Genomic DNA, 16,181 nt, shown 5'->3' on the forward strand with positions numbered 1-16,181 from the left:
ATTGATCCACCTATTTAAAGGTGAAAATCCGGTGATAAATGCGAACACTTCGCTTCTACAGATTGGTTCTGCACTCTTCGTGTCGTGAAATTTTTTAAAGATCTTATATTAAGTTCCATTCATCAACCCAAATGATGAATTTCCTATTTATAACTAATACGCGGATCGAATACGGCGTACAGCAAGTCCACAATCAGGTTGATCACTACGAAGAAAAATGCCACGATCAGAATGCCACTCTGGATCACCGGATAGTCCCGCGAACTAATTGCTTCATATATATAGCGACCTACACCGGGCCAAGCAAAGATCGTTTCCGTCAGTACGGCTCCCCCCAGCAAAGATCCGGTCTGTATGCCGATGACGGTGAGCACGGGAATAAACGCATTTTTCAACGCATGTCCATATACAACGAAAAACGGGCCGAGTCCCTTAGCCTTCGCGGTTCGGATATAATCCGAACTCATTACTTCGAGCATGCTGGAACGCGTCATCCGTGCAATAACGGCCATCGGAATTGTTCCAAGCGCGATACTTGGCAGCAGCAAATGTTTCGTAACCGTCCACAGCTGATCCCAACGTCCGGCAATCATCGTATCCAGAACATACAAGCCCGTAATGGCTTCAATGGGATCACGCGCATTCATTCTGCCGATGGATGGCAGCCAGTGCAGTTTGTTCGCAAATAGCCATTGTTCCATCAGCCCAAGCCAAAAGATCGGCATCGATACACCAACCAATGCAATGACCATGCAGCAGTAATCGAACCACGAGTTATGTTTCCACGCACTAACGATCCCTGCATTCACGCCAATAATGATCGCAAACAGCATACTCGCCATCGTTAATTCAAGGGTCGCTGTCAGATAGGGCACAATTTCCTGGGCAATGGGAACCTTAGTGCGGATGGATGTGCCCAGATCTCCCTTAAACAGATCACCCAGATAAGCAAAATATTGTTGAAACCAGGGTTTGTCCAGTCCGAGCTGGTCACGCAGAGCTTGCTTGGATTGTTCGGTTGCCTTTTGCCCGAGTATGGTCTCGGCCGGATCACCTGGAATGGCGTGGATAATGGAAAAGACGATCAGGGTCATGCCCAGCAGCACGGGCAGTAACACGAGTACACGTTTGACGATGTAACTGTTCACTCCTCATTCACCTGCCTTTAACGTATAAAAAGCGCTGGCAGACATGCATGCTTTAGATCGTTACATCCTGATGTGGGTTCTGCCAAGCATTGCGTATACGCCAGCGCTTTGAACTAATGGTTCCTATTTAAACTAAGTTCATCTCATATATAAGTTATTCAAAGTAGGCATTGGCATAGGATTCCGTGCCCAATGGGGACGGTACGAAATCTTTCAGGTTCGCTTTACCAGCCAAAATAGGAGTGGTGTGCACAAGTGGAATCCATGGAGCATCTTCCTTAATAATCACTTGCGCTTGCTTGTACAGTTCCGCACGTTTGTCCTGATCCGTTTCTTTCTGCGCACTCGTTAGCAACGTATGCAATTCTTCGTTTACGTAGAAGCTGCGGTTGTTACCCGGGATTGCATCCTTATCGAGCAGCGTGTACAGGAAGTTATCCGGGTCACCGTTATCACCGGTCCAGCCAAGCATGTAAATATCGTCTTTCTCCCCGGCTTTGGCATCATCCAGATACGTTGCCCACTCTGGTGATTCAATGTTGACGGTCACTCCGATTTTCTCAAAATCTGCCTGAATCGCTTCGGCCACCTTCTTGCCATCAGGCATATACGGTCGGGATACTGGCATAGCATAGAATGTTACCGGGTCAGGCAATCCGTCAGGGTAGCCAGCTTCGGCAAGCAACGCTTTTGCTTTTTCCAGATCGTAAGCATAGTCCTCTATACTGTCGTTATACCCCCACAGCGTTGGCGGCATCGGGTTCACCGCTGGCTGCGCTTGTCCCGCAAAAAAAGCATCAATAATGCCCTGTTTGTTTACCGCATGGTTGAGGGCTTGTCTTACTTTCACGTTATCAAACGGTTTTTTCTTAAAGTTGAAGCCAATGTATGACACGTTAAATGGTGGACGCTCGATTTTTTGCAGCTCACTATTTCCCTCAAGGATGGACAGATCGTCCGGGTTCAGATCCTCCATGATATCAATCTCTCCGTTTTGCAGCGCATTGAAGCGAGCCGTATTATCCGGAATCGAACGCACGATCACTTTGTTCAGCTTCGGCAGTCCCTCTTTCCAATAATTCGGATTCTTCTCCAGGGTGATGGAGTCGTTCCGCTTCCACTCTTTGAATACAAATGGGCCTGTGCCTACTGGCTCGCTCTTGAAATTTTCCTTTTTCTCCTGTATCGCGGTTGGACTTGCAATGCCAAATGGCGTCATCGCAATGTTTTGCAGGAATGGCGCTTGTGGCTGGTTCAGTGTGAACTCGACCGTTGTCTCGTCAATCGCCTTTACTTCCTTGATCACACGTCCGTCTTCCGGACCAAACATAGAGTCATAATAGTCGAAGGAATCTCCCTCGAATTTATATTCACTGGCCGGATCACTCCATCGGTTGAAGTTGAACACCACAGCGTCTGCGTTGAAGTCGGTACCATCGTGGAATTTCACGCCGGACTTCAGCTTGAAGTCATACTTGAGTCCATCCGCCGAAATCTCCCAACTCTCAGCCAGTCCAGGAACAACCTCGGTTCCACCTTCTTTGTAGTCCAGCAATGAGTCGAATACCTGATGTCCAATCTTCAGCGACTCTCCGTCTGTTACAATTGCAGGGTCCAATGCCACCGAATCCCCACCGCGGCCCATGATCATCGTATCCTGAGCCTCGGTCACTTCCGCTGGAGGTTCGCTGCCTTCGGCCGGAGCAGGTGAATTCCCAGCCCCCTCATTGCTGGAGCAGCCTGACAGAATCAACACTGTGCTCATGGCCATTGCCATGACCCCGGATAACCACTTTTTTCTCATTCGCATACGTACAACACCCTTCCCTGTCTCATAATGTGTGTGATACTGGCTTGAAAAAACTCCAATGATTACAATCGATCGGTTTGGTGCTTTGTATCATATGAAAGGCTTTAGATGCCTTTGATACCTGTCATGTAAATCTGGATAAGTAAAAGCGTATATATGAAATGCAAAACGGGATGTAACCGTACACATTTTGTAAGTTTTTTCGGATGATGTGACGAGTTGTAAATGCCTGTGGTTGTTGCGTAATAATTGAACTTAGGTCAATAAGCAACTGTAGAATGGTACAGACTGTGTGGCGGCCGACAAGGCTGATTTTGAGAGTAAATGTCTGGGGTGGAGTTTGGCTTAGGGTTTGGCTTGGAGTTAAACGTCATGGCTAAAGTGTAATAGGCAAAAATTTAATGGTGGTAAGTAGCTGAAACAGAAAGTTGGTAAACAAAACATTTTAGTGGTTTCTCAAACAGGTTGGGTTGGATTGAATTGTTTCAAAACGTTGCGAGATTGATCTAGAGATGTTGGATTTTACAACAGGGAGACATTACAATAACTTTTCATGTTAAAGTCTTGTCATGATGAGGAGGTTTGTGTAAATAAACAGTGGTGAAAAACGATTTCATGTAACTTACTTTACATCACATTCATCAATTAGACAAGAGATTTACGGACATAAGTCTTCAACTTTATTATATATGTCAATATCATTTACATAAAACACAAAAAAGGAACACTATTCGACAAAAAGTGTCGTGTGTCCCTTGTTGTGTTCCCTCTTTTAAAACCAGGTCCAACTTATATTTTTATGTTAGGTCAGCTTATTTTTTGAATAAACCTCTGCGGTACATGACCGTGATAAAACGGTAAAAATCATAACTCGCCCCACTATCGATGCTGAACAACGGATTCTTGGTGTCATATGCCAGTGCTGCGTCAACGGCCGCTTTCGCCCAGACTGGAACTTCCATCTGCTGGCGCGCCTGCAGTTTATCGACCTGGGATTTGAGCGCATCAAACGCTGCTTTCTCTTCGGCTGTCATCGGTTCGCCCCCTTTCGGTGGTTCGGCTGGATTCGTGGGATTGGTTGGTTTGGGTGGCTTTGGTGTTGCTGTTGCATATCTTGCTCTCAATTCCGCTGCCGATCCTTGGAACTCGTTCATATCCACGTTGCCGCTGATCCCGTTCACCTTGCCCGAGTCCGTATACTGCCAGAATGTCCAACATTTCCAGGCAGGCTGGTCATCTGGTACACGTGTGTTGCTGTAACGCGCAATCCATAGATCGTATGAGCTCATTGAAGGTTCAAAATTGCCGGCAAATGAATTGCCCGTGTATATGATCGGTTTCACACCCGTGAGACGTTGCAATTCCGTTAAAAAAGCCTTGGCGACCGTATTGATCTGAGCTTTGCTCAGGTTACCCGGATTGTTCTCGTAGTCCATCACAGGAGGTAATTGTAGCGCCTTGGCCCCTCCAACTTTGTTAAGTGTATTGGCATAATTTGCCGCTTCAGCCTTGGCACCGTCGGTAGTCGTTGCGCGAAAAAAATGGTACGTCCCTACCAGCATGCCCGCCGCCAGTGCGCCAGTCACATTGGTTTGGAAATTCGGATCTGTATACGTCTGCCCTTCGGTGGCCTTGATGAACACAAATGTCATACCGCTTGCCTTCACTTTGGCCCAGTCAATCGTGCCCTGATAACGGGAGACGTCAATGCCCTGCGTGTTGCCCGAACTTCTCGTTTGCATGTTTCTCACACCCTTTATGCGGCAAATTGCCGTTTGTATATAGTTAATGCTTGGTGGTCAGGGGTTGCTTGTGTGCGTGTCCCTGATGTGTTTGAAATGAACTAAGCCTTGTTCACACGGATACTCCGATGACAGAATAACCTTCCAATCGCTGTTATCCCCGGATTGTTTGATTCCCTTTATAAAGGGGAAAATCCGGGGATAAAGGCGACCGCTTCGCTTTTTCAGGTTTTTTTCTGTCCTCTCCGTTATTGTGTGGAATGTTTAAGTTCAATCTATTTAGTTGCTGTGGTGGAGCTACTTCGTTCCATCTCTGGTCTGTTGATCAGCGTCCTCATGATCTGACTGTACATAAGATTCTCTGGAATCAGGAGTATAGTTACCGGAAATCCCCCCGTCTCCTCCCTTGCCCTTGAGCACCTCAATAGCCTGCCGGATCACAGGTGGAATTGGTGCGCCCAGCCTGCCCCCGTTTTCAATAATGGACAACAACTCATTTGCGATATAAAAAAAGGCGACCGCATCCCTGAACAAATGTCCGTCTCCCAGAACACCGTCCACCAGATGTGCCACCGATACCATTGCAAATATAAATACCTTTCGAGCGATGCCGAACATCCCCACATTACTCTCCAGCTTGCCAGTCATCCCCGCCGCCGCGATACCTGTTAGGTAGTCGAGGATGACGAATACGAGCAATACGCCGAGTACGCCTGACCAGCCTCCGAAGAAGTAGGTTACTGAGCTGCTCATGAGTGCAATTCCCCATTTCCATAGGGTATCCCATCGTTCCATGTTTTCACCTCCTTGGTCTAAAAAATTGTTAACTTGTTTTAGTTGGTAAGGAGAAGAATTACCTTAACTATTTGTTCGCAAACTCTTCACTTCCCCATGTAAAAAGATAAACTAAGTAAATTTATCTGTTATCAGGCAACTGAATAAACAGATAATCCATCTTTTACTTTATTAGTAAGTTTTTGTTCTAATGTCCTTTACTTCGACTTCTAAACCCTGAATGCTTCCCATGTGTAAGACGTATTTGAATTTAGAACAGGAACACGAAAGCCACTACTGTTTACGAAAGCATTCGAAGATGGAATTCCAAGCCCTGAATATTCATAGACATTCACGATGTATGCTGATCTTCCCTGACCATTCGAAAATGTATAGTAGTTGTAGTTTGAACCTGTCGAATTCTCTGCTGCAGCACGAGTGTAATAATCGTAAACATTCAGATCCTCACCACTTGCTTGTACAGTTCGGCGGATAATAATTTTGTTTGGCCTGAAATCAAGATTGGATACTGATAAATAGTTAAAGGCGTAGCTGCCGTTATATGTCATAAAATACATTGAAGTAGCCGCTGATTGAATCGTTCCAGTTGCATATTTCGGCCCGACATTAATTTGATTGATCTTTCTCGCAAATTCTAAATGTGTATCGCTGCCTGATGCCACTATACCTTTGCCAGTAATGGCGGCAGCGATAGCCGATTTCCCATCACTGACAGAGGACTTTAAACTTTCAAACTCTTCTCTGGATGGAACTTGTACCCATACGCCCCATATGTCATAAAGATTTCGCTGCCATGTCGTAAATCCTACTGGAAGAAATGTTATTAAAGTTTGTGTTACTCCTAGGATGGACTCTTTATTTTGCGTTCCATTTTTACTCACCTTAAGACTGAAAGCTACTCCAACAGGACAATTTTTTAGAGTTTCCGCTGTCGTATTAAATTGGCAATAATATTCTCCTTCAGCTACAAAGCCATTTAAGTCTTGATTTTCACTAATACCTGATGATTTTCTGAGATAGTTTTTATCAGCATATTTCTGTAATTCCATTTCGTTATTTTTACTTTCCACTACAGATAGCTGCCTTGAAATATTGGAAGAATCGTTTATAAATTGTTCTATAATAGATTTCTCACTTACTCCTATCGTTCCGTTAATCCATATTGGTGAAAATTGATCCTGAACCTGATATGTTACAGTATAATAAGCCGATGGATCATATTGAGAGGCTGGCAAGGAAGCTAACTCTAACCCAAAAACTTCTGACTCCGGATTAAAGCGTAGGATATCCCAGTAATCTCTGACATCATTTTTATAAACGGACAGTATTTTTTTTACCCTACTATTTAATTTAGCTGACAAATTATAGTTATTAATGTTATATGATTTATGCACATCTGAAGTATATACTGGTTTAACACTCTCTCTAATTATCATTCCTGAACCTACTTCAACCTGATTATCTCCCTCAAAAAACGTTAATTGACCCTCTGACGTGATCGGATCGATAGTTGGTACTGCAAGCTGATATACGAGTTGATATGGAGTCAAATCTGGTGCTTTTGTAGTCGGTAAAGTAGTTGTGCCCACACCTGGAGTCGAAGTTCCGTCAGACAATTTATGCCAATATTTCGTGCCTGCCCCGTTGTAGAACGCTGATTCGCCGTTATACATACGCCATCCCATAAAATATGCCTTAATCTCATCTGCTGTCGGCGTATATGAATCTCCCCATCCACTATCTGCACTAGCAATAGATACATTGAAGTCTGATAAATCTGCAATTCTGAAGTAGGCGTTATCAGATTCAGACATATTTCCGTTTTTAGTAAGCACATTACCATTGTACTTCGTAACAACCAAGCTGTTAAAAGCTGCTACTGGTTCTGATAGAGTACAACCAACTACTTTGTAACCCGACGATGATGCTATTGATCGGTAACGAAGACTTTCATCCAAAATTATCTTGCGCCACTTGGTCATCTTGTAATATTGGCCATTCTTTTCAAACACTTCGTCAGCATTCAAACCTGTCACCGGGTCTGAATATAACTCCGTTTGAAGTGCAAGCATAGAATCTTCACATGTTTTTAACGGTTTCACCTCCTTACCAAGAGTCATAATTGGATATGCAAAACTCGCTTTATTCCCCGTAGACCATGTCCATTTATTCACATCAAACTCTTCTGTATACTGCGTAACACCACTAAGATTTACACCCATTCTTACGGCCCTTGAGACCGTTTTAATGGTTTTAGTCTCTCCCGGATTAATGAACATACCTTGTAATCTTGTATATGAATCGTATACACTCACTCGAATTTTGCCTGTACTTGCTGCCGGGTTACTAATCGTGTAATCTTGATTTGCTAATACACTTAAGTAAGTCACGGCATACGCATCAGTTCCAATAGAACCAGATACTAACTCACCAGTAGCCGTATATGGAGACGTTTCTAGAAAAGTGTGTCCTGTGTGCTCCCATTCATAGAATGGCGGCAATAAATACTCTCCGTAGCGAATCACATATGGATTTCGTACAGGCTGAACGCTTTCGACATATGGGTATTTAGCAGCTACCTGCTGTGGTGTCAACGACTGATCAACAATTGAGATCTTGTACATAGCGGCTTGGGCATATTCGGTCACTGCATTAGTGGCATTTGTTGTCGTCGAGTATTCGGTTACCAAAATGAATCCAATGGATGACCAATTGTCCACGATTTGCTGCGTAACAGTAATAATCCCGTACAAATCGAGTTTTTCTCCTACTGCTGGATTCACTGCAGTCATAGCATTAAAGATAATTTTTTCTCCAGAGCTATACAAATATAACCGGACTGCTGAGCACAAATTTTTAGGTATGGCTTTTGCACGCAAAAAGAGTTTCTCGCCCACTTTGGGGGCAAGTCCTAAGTTAGTATAGGTGATTTGTGGGTTCAAATTTGAACCTGTACCTATAACCGTTACCTTGTTATTGTTCACGTTGGGCGGTGACGCTGACCAATAAGACCAGTGGTTTAAATTGTAGAAACCACCATCACGCCCCAACAAATTCACCAGCGTTCGGCCCTTCAACCCATCCAACTTAAACGCCGAGGCACGTTCAGAATGAACAACTTGCAATCCCGGCTCCAACGTCACGGACTTGCGCTTCTCCGTATCCAACCGCTCTTGAATACTACTCACCTGTGCCGCGGTGTCCTCAGCCTTTTCTTCGACTTTCCCCACACCCTCATCAACTTTCTCCCAGTTCTGATCCAAATACTTATCCAGATCAAAATAGGTTGTCGATGGCGAAGAACGGTCAATCTTATTCAATCCAAGATTCGGTGTTTTTGGTTCATTCATTTAAGCCCCACCTCCTGCAAATTTATCCTGCCGGGTCTGTTCAATCTCATCCAGCGTCATGCTTTCAACTTCCGTAATCGTTAAATACCGCAGACGGTACTCCACGGTCATATGTGCTGGTTTAATATCCTCAATTGCTGCCTTCAGATCGTCCAGATTGGGCGGCAAGCCCCATGTGTCGATGAAACGGATTCGGATCAAGTACTCCTCGGGCGAAACGGATACATCAATCCCGCCACTTTCGTAGGCCTGCGCCACGTTTTTGAGCATGGAGCCTGAGACTTTGCCACTGCCACGCATTTTGGAAATGATCACGGATCTACGCTGGTCGTCCGGTTTTGCTTGATTTGTCGGGATTTGCAAATCCCGCTCATACCGCTCCAGTGCCCAGGTCGCAGACTCCGGGTAGAATTGATCCAGCACACTTTCAAAACTCACCGTAAGCTTGTCCAGCTCAACACCTTCGGTCTTTGTAAGGAGCTGCATCTCCAGCACATTCTCATACAACGGGGGCAACAGAGTCATTAATACCTCTGCTTTGCTCATGTCACCTTCACCGTCCCAAGAACAGCTACTGCGCCGGGGGCGATCTCCAGATTGGACATACCACCATTCACCAGCAGATCGCTATAATCAATCACGGGCGGAATATCCAGAATGACATTGGCAATACGTGTCCAACGAACCAACGGATCGGCAAAAGCCAATTCTTTCAGGTACGCTGTAACCCCCGTTTCAATCAGTGTCTTCACGCCCTCGTACGTTGAACCAGAAGCAAGCGTAACCTGTACCCCCACATCGATGGGTATTTCTTCCGCCCCCACCACCGTGACCACAGGTCCGATTGGAGCTGCTCCTTCTCCCATTCCATCCTGGGTTGGATCGATATATTCCTGCACCGCCTCAATGACCGCCTCAGCAGGTGTTTGCATTTCATTATTCAGCAATGCCACTTTGACTGTACCTAGACCATCCCACAGTGGAAAAGCCTTTGCTTTGCCAACACCGGAGTTTTCCCGTGCCCATAGCTCATACTGATATTTGTTGGCACTCGTAATCGGTCGGGAAACTTTGTCCTGATAGCGGTCATATAAGGCTTGGTCCGTTTCCTCGTCTTCTCCAGGAACCAGCAACTGTGTCAATTCAGCTGTGGTCAGGCCGGCAATATAATCGATAGGCAGTAGCGCCCCTGAATATTCATTGCCTAAAGCTCCCGCGACTTCACTCTCCAACGTATATTGACCCGCCGCTATTCGTTCCACAGTCAGGTACACCCGATCTCCTGTGGAAAAACGACTCTCCAAAGGAACCTCCACGGCTTTACCTCCGTTATCTCGGAAGCTACCGAGCCAGCGTGCCCGAGTTGCCCCTTTACGAGTGATGCCTGACCAGGCCACCGCCCGATCCAGATACTCTCCAGAAGCTGTATCTGCAAACTTCAGATTGGCGTTCACATCCAGCTCGATATACATCTGGGCCATTTCCACAGCCGCTGGCGCAAGCGCATCATAGATAATGCTGCCTTCACGTTTATCCACACCATCTGGTACCCTATCCAGCATTCGGTTTAAAATAACTTCATACGTCTGCTCTTCATACATCCATGTTCACCTCCGTCTCTTCCCTGAAGCTGCCAAAATCTGTTTCCACGGTAAAAGACACCCGCACTCCATCAGCTTCGTGGACAAAATCGAACTCGGTTACATCCGAAATGCGATCATCCGGAAGCAATGCTTCGCGAATCCAGCGTTCCAGTTCCGATTCAACCATGGATCTCCCTGCCATTCCTTCCCAGGACCATTCCATGCCGTAATCCGAGGAATAGATTAGATGCTCGTAGCGGCGTGTAGACAACGCTTTGTAAACCGCCTGTTTTACCGCATCTTTTCCATCCAGTTGCAGCCTTCCAATCCGCTGTCCCGAAGCTTGAAACACATACGTCAGACTTGGAAGCACAGCAGCTTCTTCCTGATCTTCTGCGCTAATCTGCGCACCCTGTGGAATCATGGATTCACCAGCCGATCCAGTACGGCAAAGCTGTCTCCGCCTTGAACACGTAACAACAAGACATGATCACCCACGGTCCAAGCTTTGTTCACTACGGATTCCGGCAGTACCAGAAAAGGCTCAGCCAATGCCAGCCGTTGTTCAACGGTGATCTCCAGAGGTTGTGTGTTTGTCACGCTTCCGTACATTACCTGAACGGGAGACTTGGCATCTACAGCGGCCACTGCCGCCTTTTTAATCACGTCCAGCATCATTTATCGTTACACCACCTTCAAATCCAGTGACATCGTGTGCACGCCGCCTTGTACCTTATGCGTACATTCGTCTACCAGAAAATATTGATTGATCTTGAGTTCATCGATCTGGATGTTGACAAAACTACCCGCCCTCACCTTGAAATCGCCAAGCGCATCCACTTTCAACGTTTGCATCTCGCGGTTACGGAGGGTCATCAGGGTCTTCAGCATGGCATCGATCTGACCTTCATTCAGGCCATCATCCGCTTTTTGGTACAAAAAAAGCAGCCCCCATTGACGGATGCTGCCTGAATCCTGATGTACAAACGTTTCTCTTTTTCCCGTATCCTTGTTATCCCGGTACAGCTTGATCTTGTTATACGTCTGGTCGTCAATAGACCTTGTATAGCTGTAATCCGTGAGCAGACTGTTATCCCCAATGACAAAGCCGTAAGGCATCTCTTCCACATCCCGAAGCACAAGCTTGCCGAAATCATCGTAGAAGATGTAGTTTTTGCCGCCATAGATCAACGTTCGGTCGAGCGCCTCACAGATCATATCGATCAGCTTTTTGTTATCAAATAACATACGCGGAATAACATATTTCGGCTGGATCAGCTCGCCTACCTTTAACTGAAAGTCGGTAGCAATTCGTTTGATCACATCCGTAGCCGTTGCGTTAACGAATTTGTACGTCTGATTCGCGGTCAGATAACGTGTCTGGTCATAGGCTTTGATTTTGACACTTTCGTCCTTGCCGCTATCCACCGAAAAGATATATCCGTAAAATATGCCTAACTCGTTGCTGATATATTTCACGACATAACCATTCTCATATGTGAATTTCTTATTTTGGTACAGACTGCCCTTGATCAACGTGAATTCCAGAGAGGAAGGTTTGCCGATACGGGAGGTTTTGTACGTAATGTCGCCGGCAATTTCGCTAATGTCCCAGATGTTGCCTTGCTTGTCATCCAGTAATAACCGTTCCTTCATGTTGGCCAGCTTATCATCCAGCCTGATCTGCTCTTGCATATTCCCTCTCCTTTCACGGAAGCTTGATCACAAGTCCGATCGGTAACTTCTTCAGTTGTGCATCTTTGACGTTATTTAGCTTCTGCAGCTCTTTCCAGCGAGATCCATCCCCCAGATGGGCTTTGGCTACAGACCACAAAGAGTCTCCGGCTTTGAGTGTGACCGTCTTGGGCTGGATTTTTTCATTGGACCGGGAGGCTTTGGTTTTTGTTTTCGAAGCAGCCGTATCCTTGCTGTCCTTGAGTGGCACTACTTTTTTGGCGGCATAAAAGATAAACTGCTTCAGCTTGATATCATACTGGATATCGCCCACCGTACCCGCTGTCTCCTTCCAGTCAAAGCTCTCAATGGAAACAGCCATATTAATGGTGTACCTTGCACTGGAAAAGAACAGCCTGACGGGTCTGCCCGTCTGCATCCAACGGATAATCTTTTTCACATATTCATACGGATCACGGTAAAATTGCTTCTGTACTGCCGGATGACTTGCATCAAAATTCAGATGATACGGACTGTAGTCTGCTGGAAAAATCCCGCTGAAACTGACTTCACGCAGCTTCGGCGACTTAATCACGTTAATCTCACCCAAAGCGCTAACGTTAAACGTACTACCGTCTCCCGAATCCGAAAACTCAATGCTCTCTGGTGTCACCGGGAAAAACATGTATTCGGAGCGGTTATTGAAGCTAAGCTGAATATAATATTCCATCTAACCGTACACCCCCTGGGCGCTGGAGACGATCTGACTGTTCAGTCCATCGGTGATTTTGCTGATAATGCTGTCCACATCATGTCCGCTGTTAATATCCCCGGTCGTGACCTGAACAGTTGGTGTCAGACTGACAAATCGCTGAATCGCCTGCATCTCAGCAAGCTCACGCATCAGTTTCAGATCTTCACTGGCTACATCCACTGTGCCATCCACGTCTCCGATTTTGTCCACCTGCCCAATATTGTTGATTTTGTTGATGTTACTCATATTGTTGTTGGGAACGACCGTGGGAGCGGGTACTGTTGGCATCGATGGCATGGAAGGTGTTTTGGGAGTAGAGCCACCGAAATTTCCGGGTAATTTATCAGAGCCGTTGGGGAATAGGTCTTTGGTGGTATCCATCAAATCGTGCCCCTTGTCAAATCCCATATCAAATGCATCCTTATAGTCCGCAGAAGCGTCCATTCTCCACAGGCTAACAACGTCCTTCTGGCTCTCAGGAACACTAGCTTCAAGGTCACTCATTAAACCCTGTATCTTACCGCTCATTGAATGAATGTTAGCATCATCCACTAGTTTAATACCGCCCCAATTGGTCCCGAAAATTTTATTAAGATAGGGTATTAATTTATTTATACCTCCGATCATCCAGTTGATTTGATCTTTGAAACCACCTGCGAAATCCTCAATTCCCTTTGTAATGTTGAACAGAATTTGGAGTACAATGAGTCCCATATCAACAAACAACTTTTGGAATGCATAGGCTGGATCCCTGAATACATTAATGACAAATTCGGCCCAAGACATGAAATAATTCAGAATGGATGCAAAAATTGATTTCATATGCTCGTAAACCATATAAAAGTAACCTATAATCGCTCCCACCATATCCCCAGCTGTAACGCCACATAATTGCAAAATAAAGATGAGTCCTGCAATGGCACCAATTACAAGCAAGATAGGCCAGTTAGCTACCAACCATGCCGCTGCCAGTGAATAAACCTGAGCAATTACAACTCCGAGCGTAATAATGATATTAGCTAGTAGCACTAAAGCAATGGCAGTTAATATAGGTCCGATGATAGCCCAATTTTCCTGCACAACTGTAGCAAAATTGATGAACCCATCCACGATAAATGCCACCACCTGAGCGATGATTGCAAACGCCCCACCAATCCATTCAATGAAAGCACTGAACTGACCTGAGCTTATTGCTTCGTTTAATCGGTCAAGCACAGGAGATAAAACTTCCAAAGCTCTTGTCCCGATTTCAGTTAGTATTCCATTGAACTGATTCACGAGAGCGGTCCATTTTTGCAATGGAGAATCCAGCATCGTATCAAAGGCTTCTTGCGTGTAACCTTGCATTTCAAGAACCGTCTGCAAACCTTGTATAAAACCGTCAAGATCTTTAGTCTGAATAAATTCACCTAATCCAGCCCCGGTCAATGCACTCTCCGGGATGTTAAATTGACTAGCCAAGTCTGTATTTTTTCCATTCATGGCACTAACAATAGCCTTGGATGCATCGGTCAGACTTTTATTATCCGGTGACAACATACTCAATCGTTGAGTCATTTCATTTAACTGATCTACCTGCCCTGTATTCTGTGCCAACGGTAAGAAGCCTAGAGAAGACTTAAGCGAATTATTGACGTCTTGGCCGCTCTTGGAGGCTTGATCTCGATACTTATTATAGATGCTTTCCCCGAGCCCCGGATCTTCTGCGGCAACCATGTAACGATATTTGAAGTCTTCTTGTTCAGCAGCCGCTTTTAACACGACACTTCCAGCGGACTTTACCATTTGAACCCACTTGGAGAGTTTGCTCAGATTATCACCCAAAGCATTGCTTGTATCATCAGCCGTATCCTCCAACTTTTCCATCAGATTAATCGTTACATTTAGTTGTTGATTTACTTCATTAAAATGGTTGGATATATTCGTCTGGTTGAATTGGTTCAGATTAATCCGGTTAATCTGGTTGAAATTATTAAGGATCTCGGTTGTTCTTACTTGAACCAGATTTAGATTATTGATCAGGGTATTAATGGACGGAGGATTAATTACATCGATACTTGTATCGGACATCTATTTCTCCCTCCTTTCCTTTTTACTTCTTCCGGGCGCGGCTCTTGGACCGCTCTTTCTTCTCTTCCTCCACCCGGATGGAGATCATAGCATAGATAGCGGCTCGTTCTCGCATGGAGAATGCCATTAGCTCATGCGGCAAAATGTTTAATTCATGGAGAGCGTAATAAGCCAGATTGGCTTCTGAATCGCCCTCTTTAATCAGTTTTTTACGTCATCCACCAGTTCGTTCATGTCCTGATTGAAGCCGTTCAGCTTCTGAACCTGTTCACCGAGCGAAGCAAATTCCCCAGGCAACAGCATTTTCCGCAAAAGCGATTCCGCCCCCATCACGCCATATGACCGCTGGAGTTCTGCGTTTTTCAAATCGGGGTAAACTACACTTGCACTCATCAGGCGAGCCATATAATCATTCGCATCGATGTCGGGTGTGTAGACACCGTTCTTTCCCTTAATTTTCCGAGTAGCCGCTTTGCGGCATTCCTGGTTTTCGTCCTCGGTCATGCTGCGCAGTTTCCAAGCAACCGGTTCACCTTTCTCATCTTTAAATCGGGGGGATACGATAAACTTCTCCGTTGTATCCGTTGCTGCATTTTGGGCAAAAAACATACTTAATCCACTCATGTATTGTTCCTCCTCTAAAGTTAGGCTCCCCGCCGCAATAAGCGGCGAAGAGCAGAATTTTGACACGACAAATAGCCCGTAACACAGGCAAGTTGAACAGGTTTCTTTTACAAATCCGCTGCTAATTTATACTCTTTATAAATCTCAAATCACTATTGCTTTCCAAGCTATATTACTTCGGCAAATTGAACGATACAGGCATATCGACATCTTCAAAGGTAAAGCTTACTTCTTCCTCCAACGCCTCCGCCTCGGTATCCAGAGATGCCATGATTACACTGTCGAGATTGACGCCTTTGAGGGTCACGGTCTGTTTGCCAATTGTAGAGGAAGGATCTTCGTTGGTCACTTCAATGTCGAAGTACGTGTCCACACCATTCTGCATGTACTGGAGCATCAGCTCGCGGAAACGGGAAGAGGTATAAAAGATTGTCATGGAACCCGAGCCAGACCAACCGGTTGCTTTGTGCTGTACGCCGCGGCGACCCAACGTTTTAACCTCTGCTTTTTGTTTCTCTACGGTTGCTTCGAGTGTCTTCACATAGAACATTTCTTCCGTCTGTCCGTTAATCGTTGCGTATGCGCGGCCTTCCTGGCCGGAGATTGTGTCGCTTGCTTTCAAAAATGCCAT

Annotated in this window: 14 protein-coding genes; all 14 read right to left on the reverse strand. The window is 45.5% G+C overall.

All coding sequences use genetic code 11. The features are described 5' to 3' along the window. Positions 1-143 precede the first annotated feature (143 nt). Entirely contained in the window at positions 144-1,148 is a 1,005-nt protein-coding gene (locus A6049_RS10195) for an ABC transporter permease (protein ID WP_024632912.1), read from the reverse strand. A 154-nt stretch (positions 1,149-1,302) separates the two neighbouring features. Next, the gene (locus A6049_RS10200; protein WP_063564641.1) at positions 1,303-2,952 is read right to left on the reverse strand and encodes an ABC transporter substrate-binding protein; all 1,650 of its coding nucleotides are present in this window, start codon (positions 2,950-2,952) and stop codon (positions 1,303-1,305) included. 818 nt (positions 2,953-3,770) lie between these two features. Beyond that, complete coding sequence (locus A6049_RS10205; RefSeq protein WP_063564528.1) at positions 3,771-4,700, reverse strand: glycoside hydrolase family 25 protein; 930 nt, start codon at positions 4,698-4,700, stop codon at positions 3,771-3,773. A gap of 297 nt (positions 4,701-4,997) precedes the next feature. Beyond that, on the reverse strand, positions 4,998-5,495 hold the full coding sequence (locus tag A6049_RS10210) for a phage holin family protein (RefSeq protein WP_063564529.1): 498 nt from the start codon (positions 5,493-5,495) through the stop codon (positions 4,998-5,000). 209 nt (positions 5,496-5,704) lie between these two features. Beyond that, entirely contained in the window at positions 5,705-8,845 is a 3,141-nt protein-coding gene (locus tag A6049_RS10215) for a pyocin knob domain-containing protein (RefSeq protein ID WP_063564530.1), read from the reverse strand. After that, the gene (locus A6049_RS10220) at positions 8,846-9,391 is read right to left on the reverse strand and encodes a putative phage tail protein (protein WP_063564531.1); all 546 of its coding nucleotides are present in this window, start codon (positions 9,389-9,391) and stop codon (positions 8,846-8,848) included. After that, positions 9,388-10,446 carry a baseplate J/gp47 family protein gene (locus A6049_RS10225; protein WP_063564532.1) on the reverse strand — a complete coding sequence of 353 codons (1,059 nt, stop codon included), beginning with the start codon at positions 10,444-10,446 and terminating at the stop codon, positions 9,388-9,390. Before A6049_RS10225 ends, A6049_RS10220 begins: the two co-directional genes overlap by 4 nt. Then, on the reverse strand, positions 10,439-10,852 hold the full coding sequence (locus A6049_RS10230; protein WP_063564533.1) for a DUF2634 domain-containing protein: 414 nt from the start codon (positions 10,850-10,852) through the stop codon (positions 10,439-10,441). Before A6049_RS10230 ends, A6049_RS10225 begins: the two co-directional genes overlap by 8 nt. Then, a complete protein-coding gene (locus A6049_RS10235) occupies positions 10,849-11,106 on the reverse strand; it encodes a DUF2577 family protein (protein ID WP_205412005.1) in 258 nt (85 codons plus the stop codon). Before A6049_RS10235 ends, A6049_RS10230 begins: the two co-directional genes overlap by 4 nt. A gap of 6 nt (positions 11,107-11,112) precedes the next feature. Further along, positions 11,113-12,123, reverse strand: a complete 1,011-nt coding sequence (locus A6049_RS10240; RefSeq protein WP_063564534.1) for an XkdQ/YqbQ family protein — start codon at positions 12,121-12,123, stop codon at positions 11,113-11,115. 13 nt (positions 12,124-12,136) lie between these two features. Further along, entirely contained in the window at positions 12,137-12,832 is a 696-nt protein-coding gene (locus tag A6049_RS10245; protein WP_063564535.1) for a LysM peptidoglycan-binding domain-containing protein, read from the reverse strand. Continuing rightward, positions 12,833-14,926 carry a phage tail tape measure protein gene (locus tag A6049_RS10250; protein ID WP_063564536.1) on the reverse strand — a complete coding sequence of 698 codons (2,094 nt, stop codon included), beginning with the start codon at positions 14,924-14,926 and terminating at the stop codon, positions 12,833-12,835. It abuts the gene before it with no gap. Positions 14,927-15,127: 201 nt separating this feature from the next. Continuing rightward, positions 15,128-15,550, reverse strand: coding sequence for a phage tail assembly chaperone (locus A6049_RS10255; RefSeq protein WP_063564537.1), 423 nt, complete (start codon positions 15,548-15,550; stop codon positions 15,128-15,130). 172 nt (positions 15,551-15,722) lie between these two features. After that, a complete protein-coding gene (locus A6049_RS10260; RefSeq protein WP_063564538.1) occupies positions 15,723-16,181 on the reverse strand; it encodes a phage tail tube protein in 459 nt (152 codons plus the stop codon).

Source organism: Paenibacillus sp. O199 (assembly GCF_001636635.1).
GTDB lineage: Bacteria > Bacillota > Bacilli > Paenibacillales > Paenibacillaceae > Paenibacillus > Paenibacillus marchantiae.

What these genes read in the sequence shown, in the direction of transcription:
- A6049_RS10230 (WP_063564533.1), bottom strand. Translation starts at nt 10,852, where the DNA reads ATGATTCCACAGGGTGCGCAGATTAGCGCAGAAGATCAGGAAGAAGCT.
- A6049_RS10260 (WP_063564538.1), bottom strand. Translation starts at nt 16,181, where the DNA reads ATGGCATTTTTGAAAGCAAGCGACACAATCTCCGGCCAGGAAGGCCGC.
- A6049_RS10225 (WP_063564532.1), bottom strand. Translation starts at nt 10,446, where the DNA reads ATGTATGAAGAGCAGACGTATGAAGTTATTTTAAACCGAATGCTGGAT.
- A6049_RS10250 (WP_063564536.1), bottom strand. Translation starts at nt 14,926, where the DNA reads ATGTCCGATACAAGTATCGATGTAATTAATCCTCCGTCCATTAATACC.
- A6049_RS10215 (WP_063564530.1), bottom strand. Translation starts at nt 8,845, where the DNA reads ATGAATGAACCAAAAACACCGAATCTTGGATTGAATAAGATTGACCGT.
- A6049_RS10205 (WP_063564528.1), bottom strand. Translation starts at nt 4,700, where the DNA reads ATGCAAACGAGAAGTTCGGGCAACACGCAGGGCATTGACGTCTCCCGT.
- A6049_RS10235 (WP_205412005.1), bottom strand. Translation starts at nt 11,106, where the DNA reads ATGATGCTGGACGTGATTAAAAAGGCGGCAGTGGCCGCTGTAGATGCC.
- A6049_RS10255 (WP_063564537.1), bottom strand. Translation starts at nt 15,550, where the DNA reads ATGAGTGGATTAAGTATGTTTTTTGCCCAAAATGCAGCAACGGATACA.
- A6049_RS10220 (WP_063564531.1), bottom strand. Translation starts at nt 9,391, where the DNA reads ATGAGCAAAGCAGAGGTATTAATGACTCTGTTGCCCCCGTTGTATGAG.
- A6049_RS10210 (WP_063564529.1), bottom strand. Translation starts at nt 5,495, where the DNA reads ATGGAACGATGGGATACCCTATGGAAATGGGGAATTGCACTCATGAGC.
- A6049_RS10240 (WP_063564534.1), bottom strand. Translation starts at nt 12,123, where the DNA reads ATGCAAGAGCAGATCAGGCTGGATGATAAGCTGGCCAACATGAAGGAA.
- A6049_RS10200 (WP_063564641.1), bottom strand. Translation starts at nt 2,952, where the DNA reads ATGAGAAAAAAGTGGTTATCCGGGGTCATGGCAATGGCCATGAGCACA.
- A6049_RS10245 (WP_063564535.1), bottom strand. Translation starts at nt 12,832, where the DNA reads ATGGAATATTATATTCAGCTTAGCTTCAATAACCGCTCCGAATACATG.